This is a genomic window from Mesobacillus maritimus, from assembly GCF_044803185.1.
Lineage (GTDB): Bacteria > Bacillota > Bacilli > Bacillales > Cytobacillaceae > Mesobacillus_B > Mesobacillus_B maritimus_B.
Map to the genome: position 1 here is coordinate 2,965,560 of NZ_CP085225.1, position 26,860 is coordinate 2,992,419.

At 40.1% G+C, this 26,860-nt stretch carries 26 protein-coding genes; 4 read left to right on the forward strand and 22 right to left on the reverse strand.

The window, feature by feature from the left end; translation table 11 throughout:
- Positions 1–300: 300 nt before the first annotated feature.
- The 3 genes from LG336_RS14260 to LG336_RS14270 form a co-directional block, all read right to left on the reverse strand.
- A complete protein-coding gene (locus tag LG336_RS14260) occupies positions 301–1,638 on the reverse strand; it encodes an MATE family efflux transporter (protein ID WP_404328173.1) in 1,338 nt (445 codons plus the stop codon).
- A 136-nt stretch (positions 1,639–1,774) separates the two neighbouring features.
- Complete coding sequence (locus tag LG336_RS14265; RefSeq protein WP_404328174.1) at positions 1,775–2,194, reverse strand: universal stress protein; 420 nt, start codon at positions 2,192–2,194, stop codon at positions 1,775–1,777.
- Positions 2,195–2,207: 13 nt separating this feature from the next.
- Complete coding sequence (locus LG336_RS14270; RefSeq protein ID WP_404328175.1) at positions 2,208–3,656, reverse strand: SulP family inorganic anion transporter; 1,449 nt, start codon at positions 3,654–3,656, stop codon at positions 2,208–2,210.
- Between the two features lie 176 nt (positions 3,657–3,832).
- Here LG336_RS14270 and LG336_RS14275 point away from each other — a divergent pair, with 176 nt between their 5' ends.
- Positions 3,833–4,066 carry a hypothetical protein gene (locus tag LG336_RS14275; protein WP_404328176.1) on the forward strand — a complete coding sequence of 78 codons (234 nt, stop codon included), beginning with the start codon at positions 3,833–3,835 and terminating at the stop codon, positions 4,064–4,066.
- A gap of 48 nt (positions 4,067–4,114) precedes the next feature.
- Here the strand turns inward: LG336_RS14275 and LG336_RS14280 are convergent, their stop codons facing one another.
- The 13 genes from LG336_RS14280 to LG336_RS14340 all read right to left on the reverse strand — a co-directional run bounded on the left by LG336_RS14280 (position 4,115) and on the right by LG336_RS14340 (position 16,170).
- Positions 4,115–4,909 (reverse strand): ABC transporter permease, encoded by a 795-nt coding sequence (locus tag LG336_RS14280; protein ID WP_404328177.1) that lies wholly within the window; start codon positions 4,907–4,909, stop codon positions 4,115–4,117.
- A gap of 4 nt (positions 4,910–4,913) precedes the next feature.
- Entirely contained in the window at positions 4,914–5,690 is a 777-nt protein-coding gene (locus tag LG336_RS14285) for an ABC transporter ATP-binding protein (protein ID WP_404328178.1), read from the reverse strand.
- Between the two features lie 12 nt (positions 5,691–5,702).
- On the reverse strand, positions 5,703–6,764 hold the full coding sequence (locus LG336_RS14290; protein WP_404328179.1) for an ABC transporter substrate-binding protein: 1,062 nt from the start codon (positions 6,762–6,764) through the stop codon (positions 5,703–5,705).
- Between the two features lie 174 nt (positions 6,765–6,938).
- Positions 6,939–7,127, reverse strand: coding sequence for a hypothetical protein (locus tag LG336_RS14295; RefSeq protein WP_404328180.1), 189 nt, complete (start codon positions 7,125–7,127; stop codon positions 6,939–6,941).
- Between the two features lie 22 nt (positions 7,128–7,149).
- On the reverse strand, positions 7,150–7,311 hold the full coding sequence (locus LG336_RS14300) for a hypothetical protein (protein ID WP_404328181.1): 162 nt from the start codon (positions 7,309–7,311) through the stop codon (positions 7,150–7,152).
- Entirely contained in the window at positions 7,308–7,589 is a 282-nt protein-coding gene (locus LG336_RS14305; protein WP_404328182.1) for a DUF1292 domain-containing protein, read from the reverse strand. Before LG336_RS14305 ends, LG336_RS14300 begins: the two co-directional genes overlap by 4 nt.
- A 284-nt stretch (positions 7,590–7,873) precedes the next feature.
- Positions 7,874–9,130 (reverse strand): group II intron reverse transcriptase/maturase, encoded by a 1,257-nt coding sequence (gene ltrA, locus LG336_RS14310; RefSeq protein ID WP_404333086.1) that lies wholly within the window; start codon positions 9,128–9,130, stop codon positions 7,874–7,876.
- 604 nt (positions 9,131–9,734) lie between these two features.
- Positions 9,735–10,229 carry a flavin reductase family protein gene (locus tag LG336_RS14315; protein WP_404328183.1) on the reverse strand — a complete coding sequence of 165 codons (495 nt, stop codon included), beginning with the start codon at positions 10,227–10,229 and terminating at the stop codon, positions 9,735–9,737.
- Between the two features lie 213 nt (positions 10,230–10,442).
- Complete coding sequence (locus LG336_RS14320; RefSeq protein WP_404328184.1) at positions 10,443–11,285, reverse strand: 2OG-Fe(II) oxygenase; 843 nt, start codon at positions 11,283–11,285, stop codon at positions 10,443–10,445.
- Between the two features lie 478 nt (positions 11,286–11,763).
- Positions 11,764–12,513: a glucose 1-dehydrogenase gene (locus tag LG336_RS14325; RefSeq protein WP_404328185.1), complete on the reverse strand. Its 750-nt coding sequence runs from the start codon at positions 12,511–12,513 to the stop codon at positions 11,764–11,766.
- 68 nt (positions 12,514–12,581) lie between these two features.
- Positions 12,582–13,895, reverse strand: coding sequence for an MFS transporter (locus tag LG336_RS14330; protein ID WP_404328186.1), 1,314 nt, complete (start codon positions 13,893–13,895; stop codon positions 12,582–12,584).
- Positions 13,896–14,030: 135 nt separating this feature from the next.
- Positions 14,031–14,690 (reverse strand): ArsR/SmtB family transcription factor, encoded by a 660-nt coding sequence (locus LG336_RS14335; RefSeq protein WP_404328187.1) that lies wholly within the window; start codon positions 14,688–14,690, stop codon positions 14,031–14,033.
- Between the two features lie 298 nt (positions 14,691–14,988).
- Positions 14,989–16,170, reverse strand: coding sequence for an acetyl-CoA C-acetyltransferase (locus tag LG336_RS14340; protein ID WP_404328188.1), 1,182 nt, complete (start codon positions 16,168–16,170; stop codon positions 14,989–14,991).
- Between the two features lie 240 nt (positions 16,171–16,410).
- On the opposite strand from LG336_RS14340, the gene LG336_RS14345 reads away from it, so the two are divergent.
- Positions 16,411–16,662 carry a hypothetical protein gene (locus LG336_RS14345; protein WP_404328189.1) on the forward strand — a complete coding sequence of 84 codons (252 nt, stop codon included), beginning with the start codon at positions 16,411–16,413 and terminating at the stop codon, positions 16,660–16,662.
- Between the two features lie 153 nt (positions 16,663–16,815).
- On the opposite strand, the gene LG336_RS14350 is transcribed toward LG336_RS14345, so the two are convergent.
- On the reverse strand, positions 16,816–19,056 hold the full coding sequence (locus tag LG336_RS14350; protein WP_404328190.1) for an AAA domain-containing protein: 2,241 nt from the start codon (positions 19,054–19,056) through the stop codon (positions 16,816–16,818).
- Positions 19,057–19,342: 286 nt separating this feature from the next.
- Positions 19,343–20,281 (reverse strand): SDR family oxidoreductase, encoded by a 939-nt coding sequence (locus tag LG336_RS14355; RefSeq protein WP_404328191.1) that lies wholly within the window; start codon positions 20,279–20,281, stop codon positions 19,343–19,345.
- A gap of 159 nt (positions 20,282–20,440) precedes the next feature.
- Between LG336_RS14355 and LG336_RS14360 the strand changes: the two genes are divergently transcribed.
- On the forward strand, positions 20,441–20,614 hold the full coding sequence (locus LG336_RS14360) for a hypothetical protein (protein WP_404328192.1): 174 nt from the start codon (positions 20,441–20,443) through the stop codon (positions 20,612–20,614).
- 49 nt (positions 20,615–20,663) lie between these two features.
- Here LG336_RS14360 and htpG read toward each other — a convergent pair whose 3' ends face one another.
- Together htpG and ilvD are read right to left on the reverse strand one after the other, a co-directional pair.
- Entirely contained in the window at positions 20,664–22,541 is a 1,878-nt protein-coding gene (gene htpG, locus LG336_RS14365) for a molecular chaperone HtpG (protein WP_404328193.1), read from the reverse strand.
- A 210-nt stretch (positions 22,542–22,751) separates the two neighbouring features.
- Entirely contained in the window at positions 22,752–24,422 is a 1,671-nt protein-coding gene (gene ilvD / locus LG336_RS14370) for a dihydroxy-acid dehydratase (protein WP_404333168.1), read from the reverse strand.
- Between the two features lie 315 nt (positions 24,423–24,737).
- Here ilvD and LG336_RS14375 point away from each other — a divergent pair, with 315 nt between their 5' ends.
- A complete protein-coding gene (locus LG336_RS14375; RefSeq protein WP_404328194.1) occupies positions 24,738–25,577 on the forward strand; it encodes an MBL fold metallo-hydrolase in 840 nt (279 codons plus the stop codon).
- Here LG336_RS14375 and LG336_RS14380 read toward each other — a convergent pair.
- Together LG336_RS14380 and LG336_RS14385 are read right to left on the reverse strand one after the other, a co-directional pair.
- Positions 25,574–26,248, reverse strand: coding sequence for an NUDIX hydrolase (locus LG336_RS14380; RefSeq protein ID WP_404328195.1), 675 nt, complete (start codon positions 26,246–26,248; stop codon positions 25,574–25,576). The genes LG336_RS14375 and LG336_RS14380 overlap by 4 nt on opposite strands.
- A 137-nt stretch (positions 26,249–26,385) precedes the next feature.
- A complete protein-coding gene (locus LG336_RS14385) occupies positions 26,386–26,754 on the reverse strand; it encodes a helix-turn-helix transcriptional regulator (RefSeq protein ID WP_404328196.1) in 369 nt (122 codons plus the stop codon).
- Between the last annotated feature and the right edge of the window lie 106 nt (positions 26,755–26,860).

Genomic DNA, 26,860 nt, shown 5'->3' on the forward strand with positions numbered 1-26,860 from the left:
TTATTTTTTTGCTGTTTATAGTTGAGGTTGATTTCCACTCCAGGCACGAGCGGTTCGCGGGCAGTCCGGAACCCCCTCGTCGCTTCGCTCCAACGGGGTTAATTAGTCCCTCACGCGGACCAATTCAACCTAGGTCTCCCTTGGCCTTGCACTCCCGCAGGACACTGAATGACATCCATGAATAGACCCACGCACGAGAAAATGTGTAGTTCATTTTCGAGGAGTCTTCGTGCCTTCCGCTCCAATCAACGGTATGAAAATAAATAAGGTTCTTTATTAAAATAATAAAACTTTCATTGTTCATTCCTTAGAAAATAGCTTTCTTTCCTTCCATTTTCCATATTTAAAATACCCTAAGGAAAACAAACTACTAATAACAAAACTAATGCCCATTCCATAGGCAACTCCATCAGAGCCAATCATCAACGAGCATACATACGTCAAAGGATAGCGTAGTACCCAAAATGAAAGAATGTTTAATACCAATACTTGATACATCGCTCCAGAGCCTCTGACAATTCCATTTAGGATGAAATTTAGCCCAATAAACGGATAGAAAAAGGCAATGATTTTTAAATAATCAGTGCCAAAGACCGCTGCCTCACCTGGTCGAATAAACAATCCAATTAAAGGTTCAGCTAGAAGAAAAATGATCAATGCCATGATTAGCATAATCCCTAGATTATATATTGCTCCGTAGAAAGCAAGTTGTCTGACTCTATCCCAGCGGTTAGCACCAATATTTTGGCCAGCCATACTATTTACCGCGGTGCCCAATGCCATTGCCGGCAGAGTGATTAAACTATCAATCCGCTGTGAGGCCCCAAAACCTGCCACCACATCTTCCCCAAAGGTATTGACGACGCTCAGGATGGCTAGTACTCCTGCATGAATCACCATCATTTGTAACCCTGAGGGAATACCTAGTTTTAAAATCAGCCAGACTTCCTCTCGTCGTGGAATTCTAGGAAGTGAAAAAGGCACAAGTTTGCGTCTCAGTGTATAAATAAGTCCATATAAAAAGGAAACACCTTGAGACAAGACCGTGGCATATGCCGCTCCCTCAATGCCCCAGTCAAATACTGTAATAAAGATTGGATCCAATACCGTGTTTAGTAGTACGGCTACAATGACAAAGGTTAATGGTGTCTTGCTGTCCCCTAAAGACCTTAAAACCGAACTGATAAAATTATAGCCAAGTAGAAACAGAATACCGATAAAATTTATCCGCAAATAGGCGTTTGCATCTGCGAGCATTTCAGAGGGTGTATCGAGCATAAGCAGAATTGACTCAGAAAAAATGATCCCGACAATCCCAGCCAAAAGCGATAAAACAGATAAAACGACAACAAAAGCATTTAAATAGGACATGAGGCCAGCGTCATTACCTTTTCCCCGTTGTTGCGAAAGAATCGTCAAGGTGGCATGATTGATTCCAATAATGAAGGAGAGAACCGTGACAACGACGGTAGAAGCAACCGTAATGGCTCCAAGTGCATTTGCCCCTAAGAGATTTCCAACCCATAGGCTGTCGATAAATTGATACGATACTTGCAGTAAGTTCGCTAGCATAATTGGAGTGGAAAATAAGAATAACTGCTTAACAATTGAACCATTGGTAAAATCATGTTGCGCCAAACTAAAAGGCCTCCCTGCTACTTTAAACATTCCAATAGTTTACCATATCGATGCTAAGCAAGCACGGGACATGCTCACGGACAAGAGCATGTTTATAATGAAAAAAACTGGAGAATGCACCCCAGTTATCATCACCTTATTTAACAATTAAAACAGGACAATTCGCGCGCTTTGCCACCTTATGACTAACACTCCCTAAAACGAATTCCTGAAGAACATTCAGTCCCCTGCTCCCAATCACAATCACATCAAACTTATTTTTGTTTGCATATTCTACAATGGCAGGTCCAGGATCTCCCTGAAGAATCTTCGTTTCATAAGCAACATTTGAGTTTTTCGCCATTTTTTCAATATCCTTTAAGCGGCTTTTATGCTTATCGCCAATTTCGGCTGTATTCCAATTGCTAAGTACATGGGATTTTGCCTTGTCGTGGTCGATAACATACACGATGTCTATTTTTGAATCTGAACTACATGTTCCAATATGTAGCGCATTTTCAGCGGCACGCTTTGAGTGTTCAGATCCATCTGTTGCTAATAGAATTTTCTTGTACAAGTCTATCCCCTCCTTAATGTGAGCCTAATTTATTTGCTAATTTGTTGACGAGTTCCGTGCTATCTTCATTTAAGCCTTTAACATTGACGATAATATTACTTTCCTCGAATTTGGAGACAATTTTATCCACCGCTGCAACGGCTGAATCATCCCAGATATGTGAACGACTAAGGTCGATGTCAACACTTTTGAGGTTTTCCTTGTACTCGAATTTTGTAAGTAAATCTGTAACTGAAGCAAAAAACATCTCTCCGTTTACAAAATAGGTTCGATGCTTTCCTTCTAATTTACTATCCACCTTAATGTTCGAAATCTTTGATACAAAAAAGATGGCACTTAAAAGAATGCCAGTAAAAACACCAATCGCCAAGTTATGGGTCAGCACCACCGTTAAAACAGTAATGACCATCACGACTGCATCTGTTCGAGGAATAATATGCAGAGTACGGAGCGAATTCCAATCAAAGGTACTAATCGATACCATAATCATCACTCCAGCCAACGCAGCCATTGGAATTTGAACCACGACCTGGCCTAACACAACAATTAAAAACATTAAAAACAAACCAGCCACCAATGCTGAGAGTCTCCCTCGGCCCCCGGACTTTACATTGATTACCGATTGACCAATCATTGCACATCCAGCCATCCCACCAAAAAAGCCTGTAATAATATTGGCAATCCCTTGTCCGCGGCTCTCTCCATTTTTATCACTTTCTGAATCGGTCATATCATCGACTATCGAGGCAGTTAATAGCGACTCTAGTAAGCCGACAACAGCCAGGGCTACGGAATATGGAAAAATAATTGCCAAGGTATTAAAGTTTAAAGGGATGTCTGGCAGAAAGAACACGGGCAAGGTTTGAGAAATTGCCCCCATATCCCCCACCGTTCTAATCCCATAGTTCATAAAAATAGAAAGAGCAGTTACGACAACAATTGCCACCAATGTGGACGGGACGGCTTTTGTTAAGTATGGAAATAAGTAAATAATTGCTAAGGTTAACCCTACTAGGGCATAAACAATCCAGCCTTCCCCCTCAAAATGGGGCAATTGAGCCGTGAAAATCATGATGGCTAACGCATTTACAAAACCGATCATAACCGATCTTGGTATGAACTTCATATACCTCGCTAGACGGAATACTCCGAATAGAATTTGCAATATCCCTGTTAAAATGGTCGCAGCTAAAAGGTACTGAAGCCCATGCTTTGCTACCAAGTCAATAAACAATAAAGCCATTGCCCCAGTGGCCGCTGAAATCATTCCGGGACGTCCTCCAACAAAGGCAATCGTTACGGCTATAGTAAAAGAAGCATACAATCCGACCATCGGATCAACACCAGCAATAATTGAAAATGCGATAGCTTCTGGTATAAGCGCAAGCGCAACGACTATTCCTGATAAAATATCTCCCTTGATATTTCCAAACCATTGTTGTCTATAAGAAACCTGTTCCATACTCATCCTCCTCATGTGGATAGTATGAGCAAATTTTCCCCTTGTAATGAATGAATTGATAGGTGCCATAAAGTGGAATGGTTAAATGACTACAAGAAACTACAGACTTTAATTGAAAGAGCTAAATTTAATCCTAAATCGTTTTTGATTAGCAAGCTTTAATGGGAGGTAAACGAATGGCTGATTTTGATTCGATTGATTATGAAATTGGGGTTCCAATTCGTACATTTAATATTCTTGATACAAGTGTGACCGAAGAAGGGTATGAAGTTCTTTTAAATATTGATTTGGATAGTGGCTATGAACTAGAGGATGTGAAGATGAAGGTTTCGTTTGAGGATTTGGCGGCCTATGAAACGAATGATATCCATGAAGGGGTAAAATACGCACTAGGTTTTTTTGCTGAGTAGAGACAAAAAAGACAGTCCCTTTTCTATAAGGAACTGTCTTTTCCCTCTTTATTTCCAAGGGATTAATTTTCTCTCTAACCATTGTAATCCACGATTAAACGTAAGGCCTAATAACGAGAGAATCAATACACCTGCCATTAGTTTAGTGGTAATCATTAAGTTTCCGTAGTGCAACACCATTGCACCAATCCCGTATTGTGCAGCAATCATTTCTGCTGAAACAAGCAAGAGTAATGCGGTACCAGCTGCTAGTTTAAGTCCCGCAAAAATCGTTGGCAATGCACCAGGCAAGATTACTTTGCGGATCACACTGAGATGATTCGAGCCAAACGTGACAGCTGCTTTAATTAAGCTAGGATCCACACTTTTCACGCCTGAGAAGGTATTGATCAACACCGGGAAAAACACACCTAAAGCAATGATGGCAATCTTAGGCATCTCCCCAATTCCAAACCATAAAATAATCAATGGCAATAACGCAATTTTCGGGATGGGGTAAATCGAATACACAATTGGGGTAAAAATCGCATCGGCCAATTTTGAGAACCCTAGTAGTAAGCCAACCATAATACCCAATACGGCACCAATGGCATATCCTCCAACTATTCGGTATAAACTCGCCATTAGATTTTTTAATAACTCCCCACTGCTAATCATTTCCCAACCATCGGTAATAATCGCTGTTGGTGCAGGAAGAAATAATGGTGGAACAATGTTGAGTCTACATACAAGCTCCCAGAGTAATAGTATTCCAGTAATCCCTAAAACGGAAACATAACCAGGTACTTTTTGTTCAAGGAAGGCGACTCTATTTTTTATTACTGTCTTTGTTGTATTTGCCACAAGATTACGCCTCCTTCAACGCTTCTTCTGCATCATGACGGATTAATTCCCAAATCTCATCTGCATATTTTTCAAATTGGGCTCGATATTGTTCTTGGTCTCGGCCAATTTTTGGTAAATCAATACTGATGATTTTTTTTATATGCCCTGGGTGCCGTGATAAGACTATCACACGGTCGGCAAGGTAGACCGCTTCTTGAATGTTATGAGTTACATAAAGCGTACTTAACTTTGTCCGATTCCAGATTGTTAATAATTCTTCCTGCATAATCGTGCGGGTTTGGGCGTCTAGTGCCGAAAAAGGTTCATCCATCAATAATAAATCAGGCTCAACCGCGAGAGCACGCGCAATACCTGCGCGCTGTTTCATTCCCCCAGACAGCTGTTTTGGATAGGCGTTTTCAAAGCCTGTTAATCCAACCATATCAATATAATGTTTTCCTTTTTCTGCACGCTCTTTTTTACTAACGCCTCTTTCTTCCAGCCCGAACGTGACGTTTTCAAAAACACTTCGCCATGGAAATAAGGCGATTTCTTGGAAGACAATCCCTAAAGTAGGCTCTTTATCTTCTTCCGTACCTTCAAAATAGACTTGTCCTTTTGTTGGCGATAATAATCCGCCGACAATATTCAGGAGCGTTGATTTACCACAGCCACTTGGACCAACTAACACGACAAACTCTTGTTCATTAATTTTAAAATTAATATCTTCGAGAGCTAGTACTTCATTTTTTTTACTATCAGTAAATCTTTTCTCGACATTTTCAATTACGACTTTCATGCTGTCACTTCCCTAGTTATTCAATGCTTCCTCAAGTAACTCCGTATTGACAATTTCGTTTACGTCAATCGCTTTATCAATAAGTTTCTCTTTTGCGTACCAATCAATCTGCGTCTGGATATCTTCCTCTAATAATTTACCATCGCGGTCCATATATGGAAGTCCCAATTTAATCAACTCAGGATCTTGATCGGTGTATTTCGCAATAATCTCGATGACCTCGTCATAGTTTTCACCAGGAACAAGTTCCCCGCCTTCTTGTGTTAGAACAGCGTCATAATAGTAGTTACTCGCCTTTGCATAGACTTTTAAGAAGCGCACAGCTGTATCTTTATCTTCTGCAAATTTAGGGGAGAAGAAAATCCCTGAAGTTTGATAATCCATCTCTTCGCCTACTTGGGTAATGACTTTTCCATAACCTTCTTTTTCGACAGTTGAAATATTTGGCTCATTTAAAATAACCGCATCAACTTGTTTGCTACTTAAAGCTTCCATTAACCCTTTAATACTATTTAGTGGAACCAATTGAACATCCTCTAAGGATAGGCCGTGATTTTCTAGAATTCTACCAGCCATGTAATGGAAGGTTGACCCTGTTTGCGTAATCCCGATTCGCTTTCCTTTTAACCCAGCAGGATCCGTTACCTCAGAATCATTTGGCACCAATAAGGCTGAAGACGAGAATCCTTCTTGCTCTCTTCCTTTATCGGCAACAATCCATAGCTGCTGTCCTCCAGCAACCATATTATATAAGCTTGCAGTAATCCCAGTTGCGCCAACATCGACACTTCCACCAGCAGTTGCAACCGTGATTGGTTGAGCAGCTTCAAACCATTTAGCATTAACCTCAAGATTTTCTTCCTCGAAGAAACCTTTTTCCATAGCAATAAATAATGGAGCCGTACTAGTTAATTTCAACATTCCCACATCAATCGAGACTTTTTCTGCGGTTTTCTCGTCATTTGTTCCTTCTGTTTCTGTTGATTCATTGGCTTCGTCCTGGTTTCCACAACCAGCTAATGCTAGCACTAATGTAACAATCGCAACTAGCATCCATGATAAAGATTTTTTCAATTTGCATTTCCCCCCAAGAGAATATTTTTAATTTATTGACTATTATACCGTAAGCACAATATTATTCTACACAATTTTCAAATATATTGTAAAAAATTATGTACGTGAATGGTAAGAACGGAAAGAAAAACGAAAAAACAAAGAGCAGCGTTTCTGCTGCTCTAATAAAATACTCTACATACTCGGTTGTCGACGCTTCAACTGTTTCTTGATAGCTTCGTCTCGTTCGCCACCATCTGATAGTTCCTCAGAGAATTCATGGTCTGGCGTAGCGAGTCCTTTTTTTTCAACAAGCTTTGAGGTTTGAATTGTTTCCGATTGGAGATTGTTATTAGGTGCGCCTTGTTCATTCCAATCACTCATGGGCTCTCCTCCTTTATTTACGTTAGATAGGATCGACTTCATCGTTTGAAAGGACGTTTACCTCAGTATACTCCCCGTTCTCAATCTCTTGATTTGTAGCTTCCTGGTTAAGTTCTTCGGTATCATCCATTCCAGGTGCTAGCGTCGCTTCATTATTTTGGTTTTTGCGGCTATCCTTTTTCATCGTAAATCATCTCCGATTTCTTCTGCCGGCGCAGCATCGACCGCTATTTGATAAGCATCAAGAATAGCTTCTTTTTCCGTTTCGTTCGATAGACCAATTAAATGCTGACCATGCTCATCTTCTTCTACTTGCATTAAAATGGTATCGTCTTCAGACCTTAATAACGCATATGTTTCTCCGCGCATATCAAATAAAGCTTCTACCTCATAACACATTTCATTGCCAGAGTCATCTTTAACCGTGATTAAATCACGAATGCTATCGTTCTTTTCCATCATTTCACCTCTATTTTATCATCAGGCATAAGACTTTTTCTTTGACATTGGCCAATCCTTAAAAGTCTCCTTACAGTGTTAAAATTCCCTATACAATGTGGAAAAATCCTATAATTAAGTGGTTAATACATGGAAGAATACAAAGAAGGCTTCGATTAATGCGATATTGAATAAGGACTTCTCATTACTGAAACACTAATTGGAAAATAGATAATCGAGTAGGAGGGGGTGACTAACCCCCGACCTCTCACACCACCGTACGTACCGTTCGGTATACGGCGGTTCACTTAGGTATGACGTAAGTAATTGTATCTATTTACTAGACTTTTCAGCTTATGTTTTCGCCAAAATTCTAAATTAAGCGTTGTGTTTAAAATAGGACTATTAGAAATGCGCCAGTATTTCTTACGTGAATTTCCCCATTCAAAGGCTTTTTCTTTTGGAACTCCTAAAGAAATGAGCCTTTTTACTTTGGTTTTAGGTAGTTTCCATTGTTTCCACAGGCACATCCGAAGTCTTCTTCGAATTGTTTCATCTAGTTGTTTAAAGGGAGTTGGCGTATCGGCCAACGCAAAATATCCGCACCAACCTACAAGGTATTCATTTAATTTCTCAATGCGTAATTCTATTGAGATGGATTTCGACCTTGATGTCAGTTCTTTTATTTTATTTTTAGCTCTCTTTATACTCTCTTTTGCGATACGGATTTTAGGATTCCGGTGTGATGTGAAGCTAAATCCAAGAAACTTTCGTTTCCACGGTCGTTCTACTGCACTTTTCCCCTCATTCACTTTTAGCTTGAGTTTCTTCTCAATGAAGGCAGTTATAGAGCTTTTAACACGTAAACCTGCTTTCTTGGTTTTAACGTAGATATTACAGTCATCTGCGTAACGGACAAATTTATGTCCCCTTCTCTCTAGTTCCTTGTCGAGTTCATCTAGCATAATATTGGACAATAGTGGACTAAGTGGTCCACCTTGAGGAACTCCTTCTTCACTGATAATCTCCACTCCGTTTATCATAATTCCCGATTCTAAGTATTTTCTAATTAACTTTAGAAGCGTCTTATCTTTAACTCTTTTCGCCAAGAGTCCCATAAGCATATCGTGATTTACTTTGTCGAAGAACTTTTCTAAATCCATATCTATTACCCATCTATAGCCCTCTTCTATATATGTCCTTGCTTTCCTAACAGCGTCATGTGCTCTTCTTCTAGGTCTGAACCCGTAGCTATTTTCGGAAAAGGATGGGTCATAGATTGGGGTTAATATTTGGGCTATCGCTTGTTGAATCAAACGATCTGTCACGGTAGGAATTCCTAATAAACGTATGCCGCCATTCGGTTTCGGGATTTCGACACGTCTGACTGGCATAGGCTCATAAGTTCCAGTCTCTATTGAATTTCGGATTTCTTGCCAGTTTTGTAGAAGATGCGCTCGTAGGGATTTTACAGGCATTTCATCTACACCGTGGCTACCCTTATTCTTTTCGACTCGTTTTAATGCCGAAAGTAGATTTTCCCGCGACAGTAGTCGTTCCATCATTCCGATACAATCCTTTCTCGTGAATATACGTTCTGATTGTGCCACTGCTTATTCCACCCTCTTAAAGTCCCCAGTGGAATTCACCACGTCCTCCTTCAAGTAAGTCCATTAATGGATTGTCTGTATCATCATAACCAGTGAACGCCTAGTGTATATTCTTCCTAAATGTTCAGTCCTTCCTTAACTATCTATAGTTAGTCAAGTACTATGACCTCTGCTGACTTCTGACTGCTCAGCTACTCTTCTCAGAGTAGTTTACCGAGTGTGCTCGGCTTTCCAGCCAGACCTCCCCAGGTAAGAGTACAGTCTTTCCCTCCATCTATCTGCTCCATTTACTCTGTATCACCTTCGGCAGAAAGGACTTTGTTTTGTTTAGCAAACTCATCCAATGATACCTAGCCTTATATGAAGTTCGTGTTCCTCAGACCGGAGGTTTGCCTCTCGCTTCCTTCAGATTCCGCGTCACCACGGACACCCTTGCGTTAAGCTACTGCTACTTCTGCCTTCACAGTTCGGGACTTGCACCCTATAGACTGGACCCATGCTGGGCGCACTAAAAAACCGTTCCAGGACATGCCGGGAACGGTTGGTGGTTAACCTATTTTTATTTATAAAATTCGTCAGGAATAGGACCGAATTTGCGCTTATGATAAAGGAGCGGTTCTTTCTTTTCGCTTTGAATTTCAATGACTTCACCGATTAAAATCGTATGGTCTCCAGCATCTACAGTTTTAAAGGTTTTACACTGTAGGACTCCTGCAGCTCCACTAATTACCGGTAGGTTTTGGTCAGATAGCTTCCATTCACAATTGCTAAAACGATCAGTCCCTTTCGTTGCAAATAAACCGCAAATATCGCTTTGATCGCCTGCTAAAACGTGGACGGCAAATTTATCGGTATTTTTAAAGACGTCATGTGAAGAGACACGTTTATCAATGGACCAAAGGATCAGCAATGGATCAATCGATACAGATGCAAACGAATTAACCGTAAGCCCAAGTGGAGTTCCACTCTCATCAACTGTTGTCACAACGGTGACACCTGTAGGATAGTTGCCCATTACTTCTTTAAAAAGAGTTTCATTTGTTTGATTCGACATATGTTTAACACACCTTCCAATTGTCATTCTCTATATTTTCCTCATATAACAATAGTAACAATTTTAAGACATTGTGTACATTTTCTGAACTGAAAATTATGATAAATTTTATAAAAATTCTATCATTTTAATGACGGCCATTGAATGTGGCTGTTGAATGGAGCTCCATTCAACAGTATACTATCAAAAAAATACACTTTATTAATCTAATTGTTAATAAATTCTTCTTTGTCTAATCCATTTTGTTGCGACCCATTTTTCTCCTTTTGTTACGGGTATGCTGCTGTGGACTGACATCCGGTCAACTTGATTTTCGCTGTTTCCATAATGGAAGTAAACGGCCGAGCCTTTTTTAGGAACAATCGAGACCCCTGCTTTTGGAAAAACGGTCTCTCCTCCGGCTACCACTTCATTTAAATAAATCAGCATCGTTCCCACGCGTTGCCCCCCTTTAGCTGGGTCAACTTTGTTCGGCGGAAAATAATCAAAATGTTGTTTATACTCTTCCCCAATGCCATAGTTTAAAACTTGAAGACCTTCCCCGTTTTCAATTGGAAAGTTTGTTAGTTCTGCGATTCGATTCTCAATTTTTGTAATCAATTCATTTTCTCTAATTACATAATACATCCCTTTGCTTGTTCTACCTGGTGTGACTTTTTCTTCACCGGTAGTTGGATCAACGATTCGTGATGGTTGTAAGCGATCCTTTGAAAGTTGAATTAATTCATCGCATTCTTCGTCGCTAAGGAGGTTATCTAAATGTAGGATGAAGGGCTTGTCCACTCTTGACAGAACCTTTACTTCTCGATCACTTGTGAAAATTAGGTTTCCCTTTTTTCCAATATCGGGTAATTCATATTTGTAATGGTTTTGCGTAGTTTCACTAGTATTAATTGATTCATTTCCAACGATTTTAAAAAGTGATTCATAAGCGAACTTTGGATCAAATCCTTTTTTTATCATTGCATCGGCAATGGCCACAGGACTGACACCGTTATTTAAGGTATGAATAATCCAATCTCTAAGTTCACTAGAGATTTGTCTTATCTTTTCCATTAAAATCCGTCTCCTTTTGGGCTTTATTCTTTTCGGTCTGTTAAACTAGTGTGTTGATTTCCGCTCCAGGCACTCGCTTTCCGCGGGCGTGCCGGGGAGACTCCTCGGCGCTAGCGCCTGTGGGGGTCTCCCCTGCCCCGTACTCCCGCAGGACACTGAAATTCATCATTGAGTATGCCCACGCACGAGAAAATGTGTAGTTCATTTTCGAGGAGTCGAGTGCCTTCCGCTCCAATCAACGTTAGTAAAATTAAAAATACCCTTCAACAGAGCCTTTCTTAAAAAAACTCTACATACCTTTAGTTTAAATCCGTAAACAACAGGCATTTACTCAACATTATTGTAAACGCTTTATTCTTATCAGTTCTTTTTCTTAGATTAAACAAATATTAATAGAATTACAATAGATTAGATTAGTAGAATCACGGGAAACAGACCCTGCACAATCCGGAAATTCCGGACTGTGCAGGGCCTATTTCTATTCTTCGTAGATCATTTTTCTTGTCATTCCGCCGTCGACAACGAGGTTGACTCCGGTTACGAAATCATTTTCACTTGCTGTTAAATAAAGACATGCACGGGCGATGTCTTCTGGTTTTCCGACACGTTTTGATAGATGTTGTTCGTGGTCAAGTTTGGTTAATTTTTCATAATCGCCTGTTTCAATCCATCCTGGTGAAATGGCATTTACTGTGATGCAATCTTCACTAAAGGATGCTGCGAGTGCGTGGGTGATTGCGACGATGCCTCCTTTAGTAGCAGCATATGCTTCGGAATTCGCTTCGGACATAATTGCTCTTGTGGATGCTATATTTACTATCGCCCCACCTTCCTTGTTTTCTCTCATATATTTGCCCGCTTCACGAGAAGCTAAAAATACACTTCGTAAATTGGTATTCATCACATCATCCCATTCTTCTAGCGTTACTTCATAGGGAGATTTAAATAAGCCTTTCCCGGCATTATTTATGAGGATATGGATTTGACCATATTTATCATAAGTGGTTTTTACTAAATTTATAATGTCAGTTTCCTTTCTGACATCCGTTTGCACAAAAAGAGCCTGTCCACCTTTTGCTGTGATTTCTGCAGCTTTTTGTTCTCCGGCTACTTTGTCAACGTCCGCTAAAACTACTCTTGCACCTTTTTCAGCGTACAGTGCGGCTACTCCATGGCCAATTCCTTTGGCTGCCCCAGTCACAATGACAATTTTATTATGAAAACTCATATAGAAAACCTCCTAAAGCAACACTGATATTTTGCATTCCTTTATTTTATTCAGTTTGTATTTAACACTCAAGGGTAGTCACTCCTGCTAATTCTAAGAGACCAAATTACCACAGGAATAAGCAAAATCGAAAGGATTCCTCCAGCAATTGAAAGTGTCGCAAAACTAGAGTGAGCTACTACCATTCCCGAAAGAGCTCCCCCAGATGCGCCCGATAGCGCGATTAAGACATCGACTGACCCCTGGGTTTTTGCACGTGTAGAAGGTTCCGTTGAATCAACAATCATCGCTGTACCACTAATCAAACCAAAGTTCCAACCAAGCCCAAGCAATGCCAAAGCAATGATCAAGACGAGAAGGGAATCACCAGGTGCAAATGCCGCGAGAATTCCAGCTATCAATAGTGTGATACCAGAAGAGATGGCCATTGTAGTACGACCAACTTTGTCGACAAGGATACCGGTTACCAGAGAAGGTAGGAACATCGCGCCGATATGGATGCCTATAACAAGTCCCACCTCGCCCAAATCATGCCCAAAATGACCCATATGAACCGGAGTCATCGTCATAACAGCAATCATGACAAATTGACTCAAGACCATTACTGTTGCTCCAGCAGTGACTCCTTTTTTGTTTAGAGGAACCGAATCGGAAGTCTTACCAGAAATAGTGCTCTCCTCTTTTTTATGCGCAGCAGAGAGTGCGTTGGCAACTATAAGCGGGTCAGGGCGAAGGAAGACTAGTATCACCACCCCCGCAAGAATATAGGCTGCAGCTGCTAGAATGAAGGTGCCAGCCAATTCTGGTACTCCGATTGTTGTGGCGAAACGCCCCATTAATTCCACCATATTTGGACCCGCAACGGCTCCAAAGGTAGTGAAAACCATGGCAAAGCTAACAGCGGTTGCTCGTTGTTTTGAATTGGCTAAATCGGTTCCAGCATACCGTGCTAATAAATTCGTTGCCGTTCCTGCCCCATAAAAGACTAATGAGGCAAATAATAGGAAAACATTATTCAATACTGCCGCTAAGACGACTCCGACAGCTCCTATTCCCCCCACCAAAAAACCTGTCGCCAGTCCAGACCGGCGTCCAAACCGTTGGGAAAGATGACCGACAATATAAGCTGCCCCAGCTGAACCTAGGGTGAACAACGCAGTTGGAACTCCAGCAAAACTACTTGTCCCAAGCATGTCTTGTGCAAGTAGAGCTCCAACGGTGATACCTGCTGCTAGTCCAGCTCCTCCGAAAATTTGTGAAATCACAACAATAAGCAAACTACGTTGATAGAGCTGCTTTTGCTTTTCCGGAGATTCAATGTATTCCTGTAACCAAGCTGGTTGACTATTAACCACTGCGGATTCATTTGATTTATTCGACATCACAAAGACCCCTAACTGAAGGATCTTTTTTATGATTAATCATTTTAGTTGTAACCATATCTTCCTCCCGAATTTTTACAAAAGAATTGTAAGTTGACTATTATTTCACTCCTATAAATCAGCTCTAAATTTCATTTAACCTTCTTCTTTTGCAAATTCCTTCCAATCCTGCACGCTTTTTTCTAATCGAAAGGCAGTAATCCCTCTAGTTTTTAATAACTCGACTGCCTCCACTGACATTAAACAGTAAGGTCCTCTGCAGTAAGCAACAACATCAAGGTTTGTTGGCAAAGAAGCTAATTTTTCTTCTAATTCTTCAATTGGAACAGATAGAGCACCAGGAATGTGGGCAACTTCATATTCTTCCTTAGGCCTTACATCCAAAAGTAGTACTTCTCCATTCTCCATCCGGCATTTAAGTTCAGGAAGTGATAATCCCTGCAACTCGAAATGTGGATTCAAATACTCATTTTTTAAATATTGTACTTGAACCAATTGTTTCTCGGATAAACCTTTCAAGCTGGCGATAAAATCTAATACTGCTTGATCTGCCAGTTCATAAATAACGTAATTTCCCTGTTTCCTGAAATTTACTAATCTGGCATTATGGAGAGTTTGTAAATGTTTTGACACATTGGCAACAGTCATTCCTGAATTCTTGGCTAGTCCCTCAACTGACTTTGGACTTTGAGATAAAAGATCAAGCAGTTCTAACCTTTTTGGGCTAGATAGACATTTACCAATCCGTGCAAATTCTTGATACAAACTATCTTTTAATGTTCGTATATCACTCAATATTCCTCACTCCAACTATTCAACTAATTGTTTGAATAGTTATATTGTAGAGTTTTTTTATCTTATCGTCAATTTTATAGATTTCGATTTTTATTTCATAAAAAATCCCTAGAGTAGTTTATGCTATTCAAAATTATTGGGGTTAAATCATCTATTCGGCTTCACTTTTCTAAGATTAGCAACCTATGAATATAAATGGTTAAGAAACACGATTAGATCAAAGGAAATATACAAAAAAACGTGCTCAGTTACATTGAGCACGTTTTTTTACTATTAAACTCAAATTTCATGATAAATTTTAAACACTTTCAATGATAACAGAAATTCCTTGGCCGCCACCAATGCACAGTGTCGCTAGACCATATTTCCCTTGTCTTTCTTTCAATTCTAGGGCTAGGGAGTGAAGGATTCTTGCACCACTTGCGCCAACTGGGTGGCCCAAAGCAATTGCTCCACCATTTACATTGACTTTTTCTTGATTTAAATTAAGTGCTTTGATAACAGCTAACGATTGAGCGGCAAAAGCTTCATTTAGTTCCACTAAATCGATATCGTTTATCGATAAACCTGCTTTTGAAAGGGCAATTTGACTTGCTGGAACAGGTCCAATCCCCATTATCGTTGGGTCGACACCGGCGATTCCCCATGATGTGATTTTCGCCAATGGTTTCACATCGGGATGATCTGCTAAATATTGCTCAGATACTAACACTACTGCTGCTGCACCATCATTAATTCCACTTGCATTTCCAGCTGTTACAGACCCATCTTTTTTGAATGCAGCTCGCAAACTTGCTAGTTTTTCGAGTGTTGTTGCTGGTTTAATATGTTCATCTTCCGTGACGTAGGTTGACCCTTTTCTACTAGCTACTTCAACTTGGACGATCTCTTTTTTGAATTTACCTGATTCCCTAGCTGCGGTGGCTCGTTGCTGTGAGACCAACGCGAATTGATCTTGTTCTTCTCTACTAATCTCATATTGTTCGGCAAGGTTTTCCGCAGTAATACCCATTCCACAACCTGTGTATTGGTCCTGAAGCGATAACGTCAGCATATCGTCAATTTCTGGTGTTTTTAATCCAGTGCCAAATCGCGTATCACGGATAACATGTGGAGCCTGACTCATATTCTCAGCGCCCCCAGCCAGAGCTGTTTCGGCGTCGCCTAGCATAATCGCTTGTGCAGCTGAGACAACAGCCTGTAAACCTGAGCCACAAAGTCGATTTAACGTTAAGGCTGGAACTTCAATGGGAACTCCAGCTTTAAGTGCAATATGGCGAGACAAGTAAGAGGCAGCTTTTGTTGTATGTATCACATTTCCAAAGAACACATGATCAATATCTGTTGCCGGTACATTGCTTCGTTTAAGTGCTTCTTTACTAGCAAACACCCCTAAATCAATATCTGTTACAGATTTTAACGACCCTCCAAAACTACCAAATGGTGTCCGAGCCCCTTCAATGAGATAAACCGCTTTCATTCTATCCACTCCTTATAAAATTAAATTGTAACTTTATTGTTAGCTTCTAACTTAGATGAGAGTTATCCTCCCTTCATTTTATAACTCTCTTTGTATTTTTACTACACTTTACATACTATTTTGATAATTTAGTAGCAACTTATTGGAAAAAGTGATCAAGGAATGAGACATTCACCCAAGACCTAGACTAGTTTCATGCATATAATTTTAGGGAGAATAATAATGAGGAGGAATCTGAGAATGCAGTATAGACAGGAAATGCTCATGAATCCATATGACACAAGAATTATTGGTCGACGTCCATGGGGCTTTGGTCGCCCATTTGGATTTGGTAGACCATTTGGTTTCGGTCGCCCGTTTGGCTTTGGTTTCGGGGCTCCATTTATTGGTGGATTATTAGGAGGAGCCTTAGCTGGGAGCCTATTAGGAGGCTATGGGTATCCATATGGTTATCCATATGGATATGGTTACGGCTATCCATTTTATTGGTAAGAACGAACAAAATGTTATGACTTGAAACTGAATACAGAGCTGTTAGGGTTTTAAGTGGTCAGTACCTTTTTCCTTTTATCACTTATAGTAAAAAAGCACACAGCCTCATTTATAAAATGACGGTTTGTGTGCTTCTTCGGGATATTTGTATCACTATTTGAGCATTTGTCCGAGTACGTATTCACCTATTAACTGAGAATCAAGCCGTGCAGCAACGAATGGGGGCTCTACCTCTCTTGCTCCTTCTAATGGTAGGCCTAACCAGAGAATGTGTTCGTCAATTAGGATAAAGGGAAATGGTACAAGCTCCTCTACATAGGCATTGACTGGTAGCTCGTTCCAATCCTCGTTTGATATCACGGTTAGTTGAACTCGTGGTGCCCTATTTTTAAGCTGATCCTTCCACTCCGCTGATAACGAGGTCCCTGTAGGAAGTGAGAGAACGACAGATGATTTAGCACAGTTCAAATCGTTAAAGACGCTCTCTAGTTTACGGGCATGAATCCACTGTAGTTTGGAATGCTGATTGTTTATCCAAGCTCCAATGGCTTTTGTTGTGATTCTTTGTTGATGATTGATTTGATGCTGGACAAGCTGGTGAAGTGTTTTTCCTCTGTAGACATTTTTCGCGATAAATTCATTGTTGCTAACATGAATGAATTTTCCTCTCGTCCGCGTTATTGCAACATTGATAAGCCGTTCACTGTCTTTACCAATCAACAGCATACCGGCGCGTGTTTGTGGCGAGCCATCTACAGTATCGAAGATCATCACATCGCGTTCGCTCCCCTGAAATTTATGGACGGTTGCCGCAATAATATCGGCATGTTGCATTTCACTTTCATAAAATTCTTCAAGTAACATGCCCATTAAATTGGCCTGTGCTCGATATGGTGTTACATACCCAATTGAGGTTGCTCCACCAAGATACGATTCGTGAATCAGTTGAAAAGATAGTAGCAGCTGCCACAGATTGTACCTAGAGTTGGAGCCTTTCTCACTAAAACTGTGTAACCCTGTGAAGCTTGTGTCTAACAGGATGGAAGCACGATTCGGGAAAGGAGCTTGGGCGACGATTTTGTTTCTATTTTCAAACACTGTTTCATGATCCTTGACGAGGCCTTTGTATATATACTGATTCGTAAATGCTGAGATATCTGGGTGCATCCTTCGTTGTTCATTTAATAAAAACAAGTGAGGATGGAGTTTGCCTTCATTAACTGACTCGACCACGCCTGCTTTATGAAACACATCCTCTTTTAACCATTCCGTAACAAGTGCATCTCGACTAGAAGCGATTGGCGGTAATTGTTTGAAATCTCCACAAATGATCACACGTTTCGCTAACGTTGCCGCAAAAGCAGCCTGCGGGACATAAGCCATGCTTGCTTCATCGAGAATCACTAAATCAAACTCTTTTTCATAAATCGCGCTATCGGTTGCCGCTTTTGCCAGGGTTGTCCCTATTAAGGAAGCCTCTTTTAGAAGCTCAAGTTCTTTTTGGCGCATTTTATCAAGAAGCCTCGCGATTTTTGTTTCAATCTCCAGCAATTCATTTGAATCGCGTTTACTAAAAGAACGATACAAATCTTGCTTTAAATTTCGTCTTTCAAGAAATAATGACTCTCTTTCGTTAGAAAGCAATGGATCCGACTTCTCGATTAACTGACTCGAAGTAATGTCATTATGGGCCGCTAAAGCGTCACCGGTATTGGCGCCGTACCGAAGGACATCTCCTTCACGAAACTTGTTTTTCTTTTTAAGAAAGGTTGTAATTTCTCCGATTAAGACGTCCACAGCCTGATTGCTATGCGACAAGACAAGAACCTTTTTTTCTTGAAGATATTTATTTGCAGCGACTCGAGCAAGCGTATGCGTCTTCCCTGTTCCGGGCGGTCCCCATACATAGGTAACCGGATTGTATTTAGACCTTAGCATTAGCTCATGTGTCGGGCTTTTTATTTTGTCTGTCGGATGTTTTGCGTCCATTGAAGGGTACATTAACTTTAAAATTCTTGCTCGCTTTTGTTTGCTTTTTTTAATTTCATCAAAACGCTCAATCAATTGTTCGAGTAATTCCCAAGGATCATGCAAGAGGTAAGCTTCAGAGATTAGATCGCCGAAATATCCCTCGATGGAAAGGATAACTCCTTTTCCTTCTGAAGAAAGAATACGTCCACTTGCTTTTATTCCACCCCATTCTAATTTTATCGAAGATCCTACGGGAACCCGCAATGAGATTGCTGTATCAAAATAATAGCTAGAATGTTCGTCTTTGGATAACAGGTGACCATTGGTTACGATATACCTGCTTCCACCGTATTTTTTAAGAAACGATATTTCATTTTGCAGCGCTTGTTGCCATTGTTTTATATAGGTTTTGGTATTCGTCATGGTAGCTTCCTTTTATTTGAAATAATGCTGTATTGAGACTGTTGATTTCCGCTCCAGGCACTTCGCTTTCCGCGGGCAGTCCGAGAGCCTCCTTGTCGCTTCGCTCCTGCGGGGTTAATTAGTCCCTCACGCGGACCAATTCAACCTAGGTCTCCCTTGGCCTTGCACTCCCGCAGGAGTCTTCGTGCCTCCACTCCAATCAACGTATAAGAACAATATTTTACCTTAACAAAAAATAAAAACAACACTTAAATGGAATAAGTGTTGTTCCTATTATGACATATTTCTACGATGACATCACTTGCCCACCGTTTACGTGTAGCGTTTGTCCGGTGACAAAACGCGAGTCATCTGAAGCAAGGTACACAAATGTTGGGGCGATTTCAAATGGTTGGCCTTGTCGGTCCATTGGGTTCCCTGCAAGGGGCACTTGATCAGCAGAGAAGCTTGCTGGAATCAGTGGAGTCCAGAATTTTCCTGGTGCAATCGCATTTACACGAATACCCTTATCAACTAAATTATTAGCGAGCGCTCTGGTAAAACCAATATTGGCTGCCTTTGTGGCACTGTAATCAAGCAATTGGTCGTGACCGTAAAAAGCAACAACCGATGCTGTATTGATAATGCTGCTGCCCGCTTTTAAGTATGGGAGTGCTGCCCTGGTGGTGTAGAAATGAGAGTATATATTCACTTTAAAGGTATCATCAAATTGTTCATCGCTAATATCAAGGAGGCTTGATTGCTGAAACTGAACGCCGACATGATTGCATAAAACATCTAGCTTCCCGAAGGTGCGAACCGTTGCTTCAACAATCTCAACACATTGCTGTTTATTTCTAAGGTCACCCGGAAGCAGTAGACAACGTTGTCCTAGCTCTTCAATTCTCGTTTTCGTCCGATTTGCATCTTCATGTTCATCTAAATAGGAGATCGCCACATCGGCGCCTTCTTTCGCAAACGCAATTGCAGCGGCAGCACCCATTCCACTATCGCCACCTGTAATTAACGCGACTTTGTCTTTGAGCTTCTCGCTTCCATGATAATTGGGATTTTCTATAATTGGTCTAGGGACCATTAATTTTTCTACCCCAGGCTGGCGGAGCTGTCTTTGTTCGGGAACCGTGATTGCAATCTCTTTGTATTCTGTGATTTTCCCATAATTCGGGTACATCGGATAATCTTGATTGTTTGGTTGGTGTTTTTGATTTTTATGATGTTCTGACATAGTATCCTCCTACAGAAGCATTTTCTGGATACTTTATGTCGTCTAGGCAGTGTTAGTGCCTGTATAGGATTGGCTAGCCACCTAACATGGTAGGTGGACGGGCGCTAACTTTACAAAACTGAATACACTATGAAAGAACGATACTGAGGAGGCTAACTTATGCAGAATTTAGTATATAATCCAGAGGTCAAGCTATTATTAGTAAATCAATCTGATGAAAAAGTAAATGTGCGCTATAACCAAAATAAAAACGCGTTCAAACTTCCGAAAATCGGCCCAAGACCACCTTATTATGCGCATCCACGATATGAACCTTATTATCCGATTATATAAATAAGAAAACAGCCTTGTATCTTTTCGGATACAAGGCTGTGTTTTTAAATTAAACCATCACCTTACAAATATTGTTGGTAAACTCAACTGGGTCTTGAATTGGCAAGCCTTCAATAAGCAATGCCTGATTGTACAGCAGGTTTGTATAAAGGTTTAATTTTTCTTTATCATTTTCAAGGGCTGATTTTAAGGACTCAAAGACCTCGTGATTGATATTGATCTCAAGTACTTTATCTGCTTTGATATTTTGGTTATCTGGCATCGCATTGAGGATTTTTTCCATTTCAATTGAAATGTCCCCTTCAGTTGTCAAACAAACTGGATGCGATTTTAGGCGTTTTGATGCGCGTACATCTTTTACTTTCCCCGCTAAAACCTCTTTCATTGCTTCAAAGAGTTCTTTGCTTTCTTGCTCCGTTGCTTCTTCTGTTTCTTTGTTTTCTTCTTCAATGCCTAGATCGCCACTAGAAACCGATTTAAACTCTTTTTCTTTGTAGTTCATCAACATTTTGATTGCGAACTCATCGATTTCTTCTGTGAAGTATAAAATTTCATAGCCTTTGTCCGCTACTAGCTCGGTCTGTGGTAACTTTTCGATTCTCTCATTTGAGTCTCCAGAAGCATAATAGATGTATTTCTGGTCTTCTGGCATTCTTGATACATATTCATCAAGTGTTACGAGTTTCTTTTCCTTGGATGAATAGAACATCAGTAAATCTTGCAAGGCTTCTTTATTTGCTCCGAATTCATTATAGACTCCGAATTTTAACTGTCGGCCAAATGAATTGTAGAATTCAACGTATTTTTCTCGTTCGTTTTTCAACAAGCTTTGCAATTCACTTTTGATTTTTTTGCTAATGTTTTTCGCAATTAGCTTCAATTGGCGATCATGCTGCAGCATTTCCCGCGAGATATTCAAGGATAAGTCCTCTGAGTCCACCATTCCTTTTACAAAGCTAAAATGGTCTGGAAGGAGGTCTGCACATTTATTCATAATCAAGACGCCGTTTGAATACAGCTCCAAGCCTTTTTCGAATTCCTTCGAGTAATAATCAAATGGCATTTTCTCAGGGATAAACAAGATTGCATTGTAGCGAATAGTGCCATCAACACTGATGTGAATATGCTTTAAAGGCTTATCAAAGCCATAATGCTTTTCAGCGTAAAAGTTTGCATAATCTTCATCGGTTAGTTCGCTTTTGTTCTTCTTCCAGATTGGAACCATACTATTGATCGTTTGTTCCTCAGTATACTCATCATACTCCGTTTCACTACCTTCTTTCGGGCTGCGCTGAGTGACATCCATTTTAATTGGATAGCGAATGAAATCAGAGTACTTTTTAATAATTTGCTTTAAGCGATATTCTTCAAGGTATTCATCGTATGTTTCATCTTCGGTATTTTCTTTGATGGTTAGAATGATTTCTGTTCCAACACTATCCTTTTCAACCTCTTCAATCGTATACCCATCTGCGCCTTCAGACTGCCATTTATAAGCTTGGTCACTTCCTAGAGCCTTACTGATAACAGTCACAACGTCTGCGACCATAAACGCCGCATAAAAGCCTACTCCAAATTGCCCAATAATATCATGACCATCTTTGGATTCATTCTCTTTTTTGAACGCTAACGAGCCACTCTTGGCAATAATCCCAAGATTGTTTTCTAACTCTTCTTTTGTCATTCCAATCCCAGTATCTAAGATTTTTAGTGTGCGGCTTTCCTTGTCCGCTGTCACTTTTATGTAATAGCTATCTTTGTCAAACGTTAAAGAATCATCTGTTAATGCTTTATAATAGATTTTATCAATCGCATCACTAGCATTTGAAATTAACTCTCGTAAAAACACTTCCTTTTGGGAATAGATTGAGTTGATCATCATTTCTAATAGTCGTTTCGATTCTGCTTGAAACTGCTTCTTTTCCATTGCAACCTCTCCTTTTTTAGTGATAGAAGTTTTCTTTGTATGTGCGCCACCTAAATTAGCTGATAGCTATATTCTAGTTTAGCACTCTATTAGCACGAGTGCTAATCCGTAACAATATTTAAATATCATATTTTTATTAATCGTGTCAATAAAAACACGTAAAAAACAGCAACATGGAATCGTTCCACTGTTGCTGTTTGGATTTATAGATTATATTTTCAATACGCCACCTTGGCTTGCGTTGGTAACCATTTTTGAATAACGAGCTAAGTAGCCTTTCTTCACGGATGGCTCGAAGCCTTTCCAGTTGGCTTTTCGTTTTTCAAACTCTTCATCAGAGATTTCAAGATTAATGGTTCGATTATTTAAATCTAATTCAATGATGTCCCCATCTTCAACAAATGCAATCGGACCACCTTCAGCTGCTTCTGGAGAAATATGACCGATACTAATTCCACGTGACGCTCCTGAGAATCGACCATCGGTAATTAACCCGACTTTCGCGCCAAGTCCCATTCCGACAATTTGTGATGTAGGTGCGAGCATTTCTGGCATACCTGGGCCACCTTTTGGTCCCTCATAACGAATGACAACTACATGTCCTTCTTTTACCTTTTTATTGATGATGCCGTTTAAGGCTTCCTCTTGGGAATCAAAACAAATCGCAGGACCTCTGTGGTATCCACCAACTTCTGGATCTACTGCTCCAACTTTAATGATGGAACCTTCAGGCGCTAGATTTCCGAACAAGACAGCAAGTCCACCACGCTCAGAATGTGGGTTGTCCAATGGACGAATGACATCTTTGTTTAAAATATCAGCGCCGGCAACATTCTCTTTAAGTGTTTTGCCTGATACAGTAATTAAATCTCCATTTAATGCACCTGGCTTTTTCAGCAACTCGTTGATGATTGCACTCACGCCACCAGCATTATGGACATCTTCAATATGATAGTCAGATGCTGGAGCAATTTTTGCAAGATGTGGAACTCGGTTGGCAATATCATTAATACGTTCAATTGGGTAATCAATTTCTGCTTCATGTGCTAATGCAAGTGTATGAAGCACAGTATTTGTTGAACCGCCCATTGCCATATCTAAAGCAAACGCGTTATCAATCGTATCAATTGTAACGATATCACGAGGCTTGATGTCTTCTTTAATGATGTTCATCAATTGTTTTGCTGATTTTTTAACAAAGTCCTTGCGTTCTTCAGCGACAGCTAAAATCGTTCCATTTCCAGGAAGAGCTAGTCCTAGGCCTTCCGCTAAACAGTTCATTGAGTTCGCTGTGAACATCCCTGAGCAAGAACCGCATGTAGGACAAGCAAGTTGCTCAAGATCCATTAGGCCTTGTTCATCGATTTTCCCTGCTTGGTACGCTCCTACCCCTTCAAATACAGATGATAATGAAAGTGGGTTGCCATCTTTATCGACTCCGGCTTTCATTGGACCACCGCTAACAAAAATCGTCGGGATATTTACACGTAGAGCGGCCATCATCATGCCTGGAGTGATTTTATCACAGTTTGGAATACAAACCATGCCATCAAACCAGTGAGCTGAAACGACGGTTTCAATGGAATCGGCAATAATTTCACGACTTGGTAAGGAATAACGCATTCCGATATGCCCCATCGCAATTCCATCGTCCACACCAATCGTGTTGAATTCAAATGGAACTCCGCCAGCTTCACGAATTGCATCTTTAACAATTTTGCCAAATTCCTGCAAATGAACATGTCCTGGGACAATATCAATATATGAATTACACACTGCAATGAATGGTTTCCCAAAATCTTCTTCCTTTACGCCGGCAGCACGCAATAAACTACGATGCGGAGCTCGGTCGTAACCCTTTTTAATCATGTCACTTCTCATTTTCCCCTCGGACATAGGATGTAAGACCTCCAATTATCTTTAAATTCAATAATATTATTTTATTATTATATGAAATAATACCATGTTTTTTTAAAAAATAAAATGTTCTAACAAATAAAACAAAAGAAACTTCACTTTTAAAAGATTTATTACAAGTTAAAAGACAGTGAATATCTAGGTTTGACCCGTTCTAAAAGCAACTGCATTTGGTTTCGATTCAGAATTTTCTCATTATCTCTTTCCTTTCCTATCAGAAACTCGTAATATACAGTTAACACTATATAGACCTACAAAAGGTTATTGAAGGAAAGGACGATGTCTGTGACTAATAACAAGAGGCTTAAGATCATTCGTGTCCCAATTCCCACTCCGACACTATGGCCTCACACCTCAACGAATTGTTACTTAATTGGGAATGAACATGAAAGTATTTTGCTTGATGCCGGCTACAATCAACCCGAAACAAAACAAGGCTTAGACGAAGTGATAGCGAAGCATAACCTAGCGAAACCTAGTAGTATTTTGCTGACTCACTTCCATCCTGACCATGCCCCTGGTGTATTGCAATTAGTTGACTGGGAAGCTACTATTTTTTGTCACTTCCAAGAGAAGGAAGCTATTTTGGATGCGATTGCTCCGATAAATACGGTATCTGTTCTGAAAGATGGTGACGAACTCACAGTAGCAGGAGTCAAACTCCAGGTTATTCATGCTCCTGGGCATACTCCAGGTCACTTGAATCTATACATCCCTTCAGAAAAAGTCCTGCTTGCTGGTGATAATATTTTAGGAGAAGGAACAACCTGGATTGGCAAGCCGGATGGAGATATGACAGACTATATCCAGGCCTTACAGCGCTTACAGAATCTAGAAATAAACAAGCTTGGTCCTGGACATGGGGACTGGGTGTTAGCCCCACATCAACAAATCCAATTTGTGTTGGACCGAAGACTACAGCGTGAACAGCAAATTAAAGAATTGCTCGCCGACCATAAAAAGGTTAGCACAACTGAACTAACAAAGTTAATTTATCAAGACCATATTCATCCTAGTGTTTTTGAAGTAGCTAGAAGAACGACAGAAGCTCATTTGTTAAAACTAGTTAATGAGGGAATTGTCTTTCAGGAAGACTCACAATTTTCATTGAAAGCTTAAGTACGAAACGGAAATCTTTCTGGTTTTTGTTTCCCCATCATTAAATCTCCGCCCTTTTGGTGGTTTAGAATCGTTTCAAGTGAATCGATTGTTGGTGGAACTAAAGGCATCTTCCCTTCGTGATAAGCTGTTAATACCTCACTAGGATTCATCCAAAAAGCATCATCAATTTCACTTTGTTCCGGCTTAGGGCTTTGATTAGTCGGAAGCTTGGCGATAAAAAAGCGTGTATCAAAACGGATTGGACTTTCTTTTGGTGTAATCCGGTGGCCAAAATAGGTTAAATGATGAAAATCAAAATATAGGTTCTCTTCCATTAAAATTTGCGTGAATGAAATTTCTCCATTAAGAAGCTGGCGACGGTATTCCCATTCTGTTTGGTTGTTTAACTTTGCAAAGGAGCCGTCGTCATGAGTGGCAAGTAAAATCCCAACCTCCTCAAAGAGTTCTCTTGCGGCGGCAATATAGTGGCCAGGGCTAAAAGCTTCATGGTCTTTTTCGTTTTTAATATAGTCCTTTTTGATATCCTCATCCTCACGTTCGACCGAACCACCTGGGAAGACATAAAATCCTCCGAGAAATTTCATTGTTTTTGGTCGCTTCGTTAAATAAACTCGATTTATTTGATCCATTAAAACAACTGTCGAAGCAGGTTTTATAATATGCCCCACTGAAACGCCTCCCTTAATATGAAATGCGCAAATTCATCATGTCTCTATATATATTCATGTCACCCTCAGGAAATCAGTATTTTAATATAGAAGAAAACCACCTCAGTAGGTGGGGTGGATTTAAACTGGTGAAGGTTTTATGAAAAGTTATCTTTGATGGCCTTTCGTAATAGCTGTTCACATCGGTCTAGATCAGCTTTTACTAGTTTTTTATAGGCTTTTGCTTCTTCTTTATTTTTAAGCGAATACACGGCAACTTCTTTGTATTTCGATCCCTCCTCTATGACTTTTTTTCTAGTTAAGATTCCATCTTCTAGTAAGTCGTGAAGGGCACGGTAAATTTCTGAGTGCTGCGGTTCATAGCCATAAGGTTTAAATGCCGATTTTAATTCATCTAATAACTGCATTCCATACCATCGTTCTTTCTCAATGCTACTAAGAATGTACAATTTTAGAAAAGCACGTTGTTTAATAAGAAATCCGGTACTTTCTCGCTTTTTAACCATCGATCGCTCACCTCGAGATAGGAGTGGTTTGCATAGTCATGTTCTTGCAATCTATGATGTTAAAAAAATTTAAATATTCAATCTTATTATAACACAATGTACTAGT

Bases quoted from the DNA above. Each gene is read 5' to 3' on its own strand.
- LG336_RS14270 (WP_404328175.1), bottom strand. From the start codon at position 3,656: ATGGAACAGGTTTCTTATAGACAACAATGGTTTGGAAATATCAAGGGA.
- LG336_RS14275 (WP_404328176.1), top strand. From the start codon at position 3,833: ATGGCTGATTTTGATTCGATTGATTATGAAATTGGGGTTCCAATTCGT.
- LG336_RS14285 (WP_404328178.1), bottom strand. From the start codon at position 5,690: ATGAAAGTCGTAATTGAAAATGTCGAGAAAAGATTTACTGATAGTAAA.
- LG336_RS14295 (WP_404328180.1), bottom strand. From the start codon at position 7,127: ATGAGTGATTGGAATGAACAAGGCGCACCTAATAACAATCTCCAATCG.
- LG336_RS14300 (WP_404328181.1), bottom strand. From the start codon at position 7,311: ATGAAAAAGGATAGCCGCAAAAACCAAAATAATGAAGCGACGCTAGCA.
- LG336_RS14305 (WP_404328182.1), bottom strand. From the start codon at position 7,589: ATGATGGAAAAGAACGATAGCATTCGTGATTTAATCACGGTTAAAGAT.
- ltrA (WP_404333086.1), bottom strand. From the start codon at position 9,130: ATGATGGAACGACTACTGTCGCGGGAAAATCTACTTTCGGCATTAAAA.
- LG336_RS14315 (WP_404328183.1), bottom strand. From the start codon at position 10,229: ATGTCGAATCAAACAAATGAAACTCTTTTTAAAGAAGTAATGGGCAAC.
- LG336_RS14320 (WP_404328184.1), bottom strand. From the start codon at position 11,285: ATGGAAAAGATAAGACAAATCTCTAGTGAACTTAGAGATTGGATTATT.
- LG336_RS14325 (WP_404328185.1), bottom strand. From the start codon at position 12,513: ATGAGTTTTCATAATAAAATTGTCATTGTGACTGGGGCAGCCAAAGGA.
- LG336_RS14330 (WP_404328186.1), bottom strand. From the start codon at position 13,895: ATGTCGAATAAATCAAATGAATCCGCAGTGGTTAATAGTCAACCAGCT.
- LG336_RS14340 (WP_404328188.1), bottom strand. From the start codon at position 16,170: ATGAAAGCGGTTTATCTCATTGAAGGGGCTCGGACACCATTTGGTAGT.
- LG336_RS14345 (WP_404328189.1), top strand. From the start codon at position 16,411: ATGCAGTATAGACAGGAAATGCTCATGAATCCATATGACACAAGAATT.
- LG336_RS14350 (WP_404328190.1), bottom strand. From the start codon at position 19,056: ATGACGAATACCAAAACCTATATAAAACAATGGCAACAAGCGCTGCAA.
- LG336_RS14355 (WP_404328191.1), bottom strand. From the start codon at position 20,281: ATGTCAGAACATCATAAAAATCAAAAACACCAACCAAACAATCAAGAT.
- LG336_RS14360 (WP_404328192.1), top strand. From the start codon at position 20,441: ATGCAGAATTTAGTATATAATCCAGAGGTCAAGCTATTATTAGTAAAT.
- htpG (WP_404328193.1), bottom strand. From the start codon at position 22,541: ATGGAAAAGAAGCAGTTTCAAGCAGAATCGAAACGACTATTAGAAATG.
- ilvD (WP_404333168.1), bottom strand. From the start codon at position 24,422: ATGAGAAGTGACATGATTAAAAAGGGTTACGACCGAGCTCCGCATCGT.
- LG336_RS14375 (WP_404328194.1), top strand. From the start codon at position 24,738: ATGTCTGTGACTAATAACAAGAGGCTTAAGATCATTCGTGTCCCAATT.
- LG336_RS14385 (WP_404328196.1), bottom strand. From the start codon at position 26,754: ATGGTTAAAAAGCGAGAAAGTACCGGATTTCTTATTAAACAACGTGCT.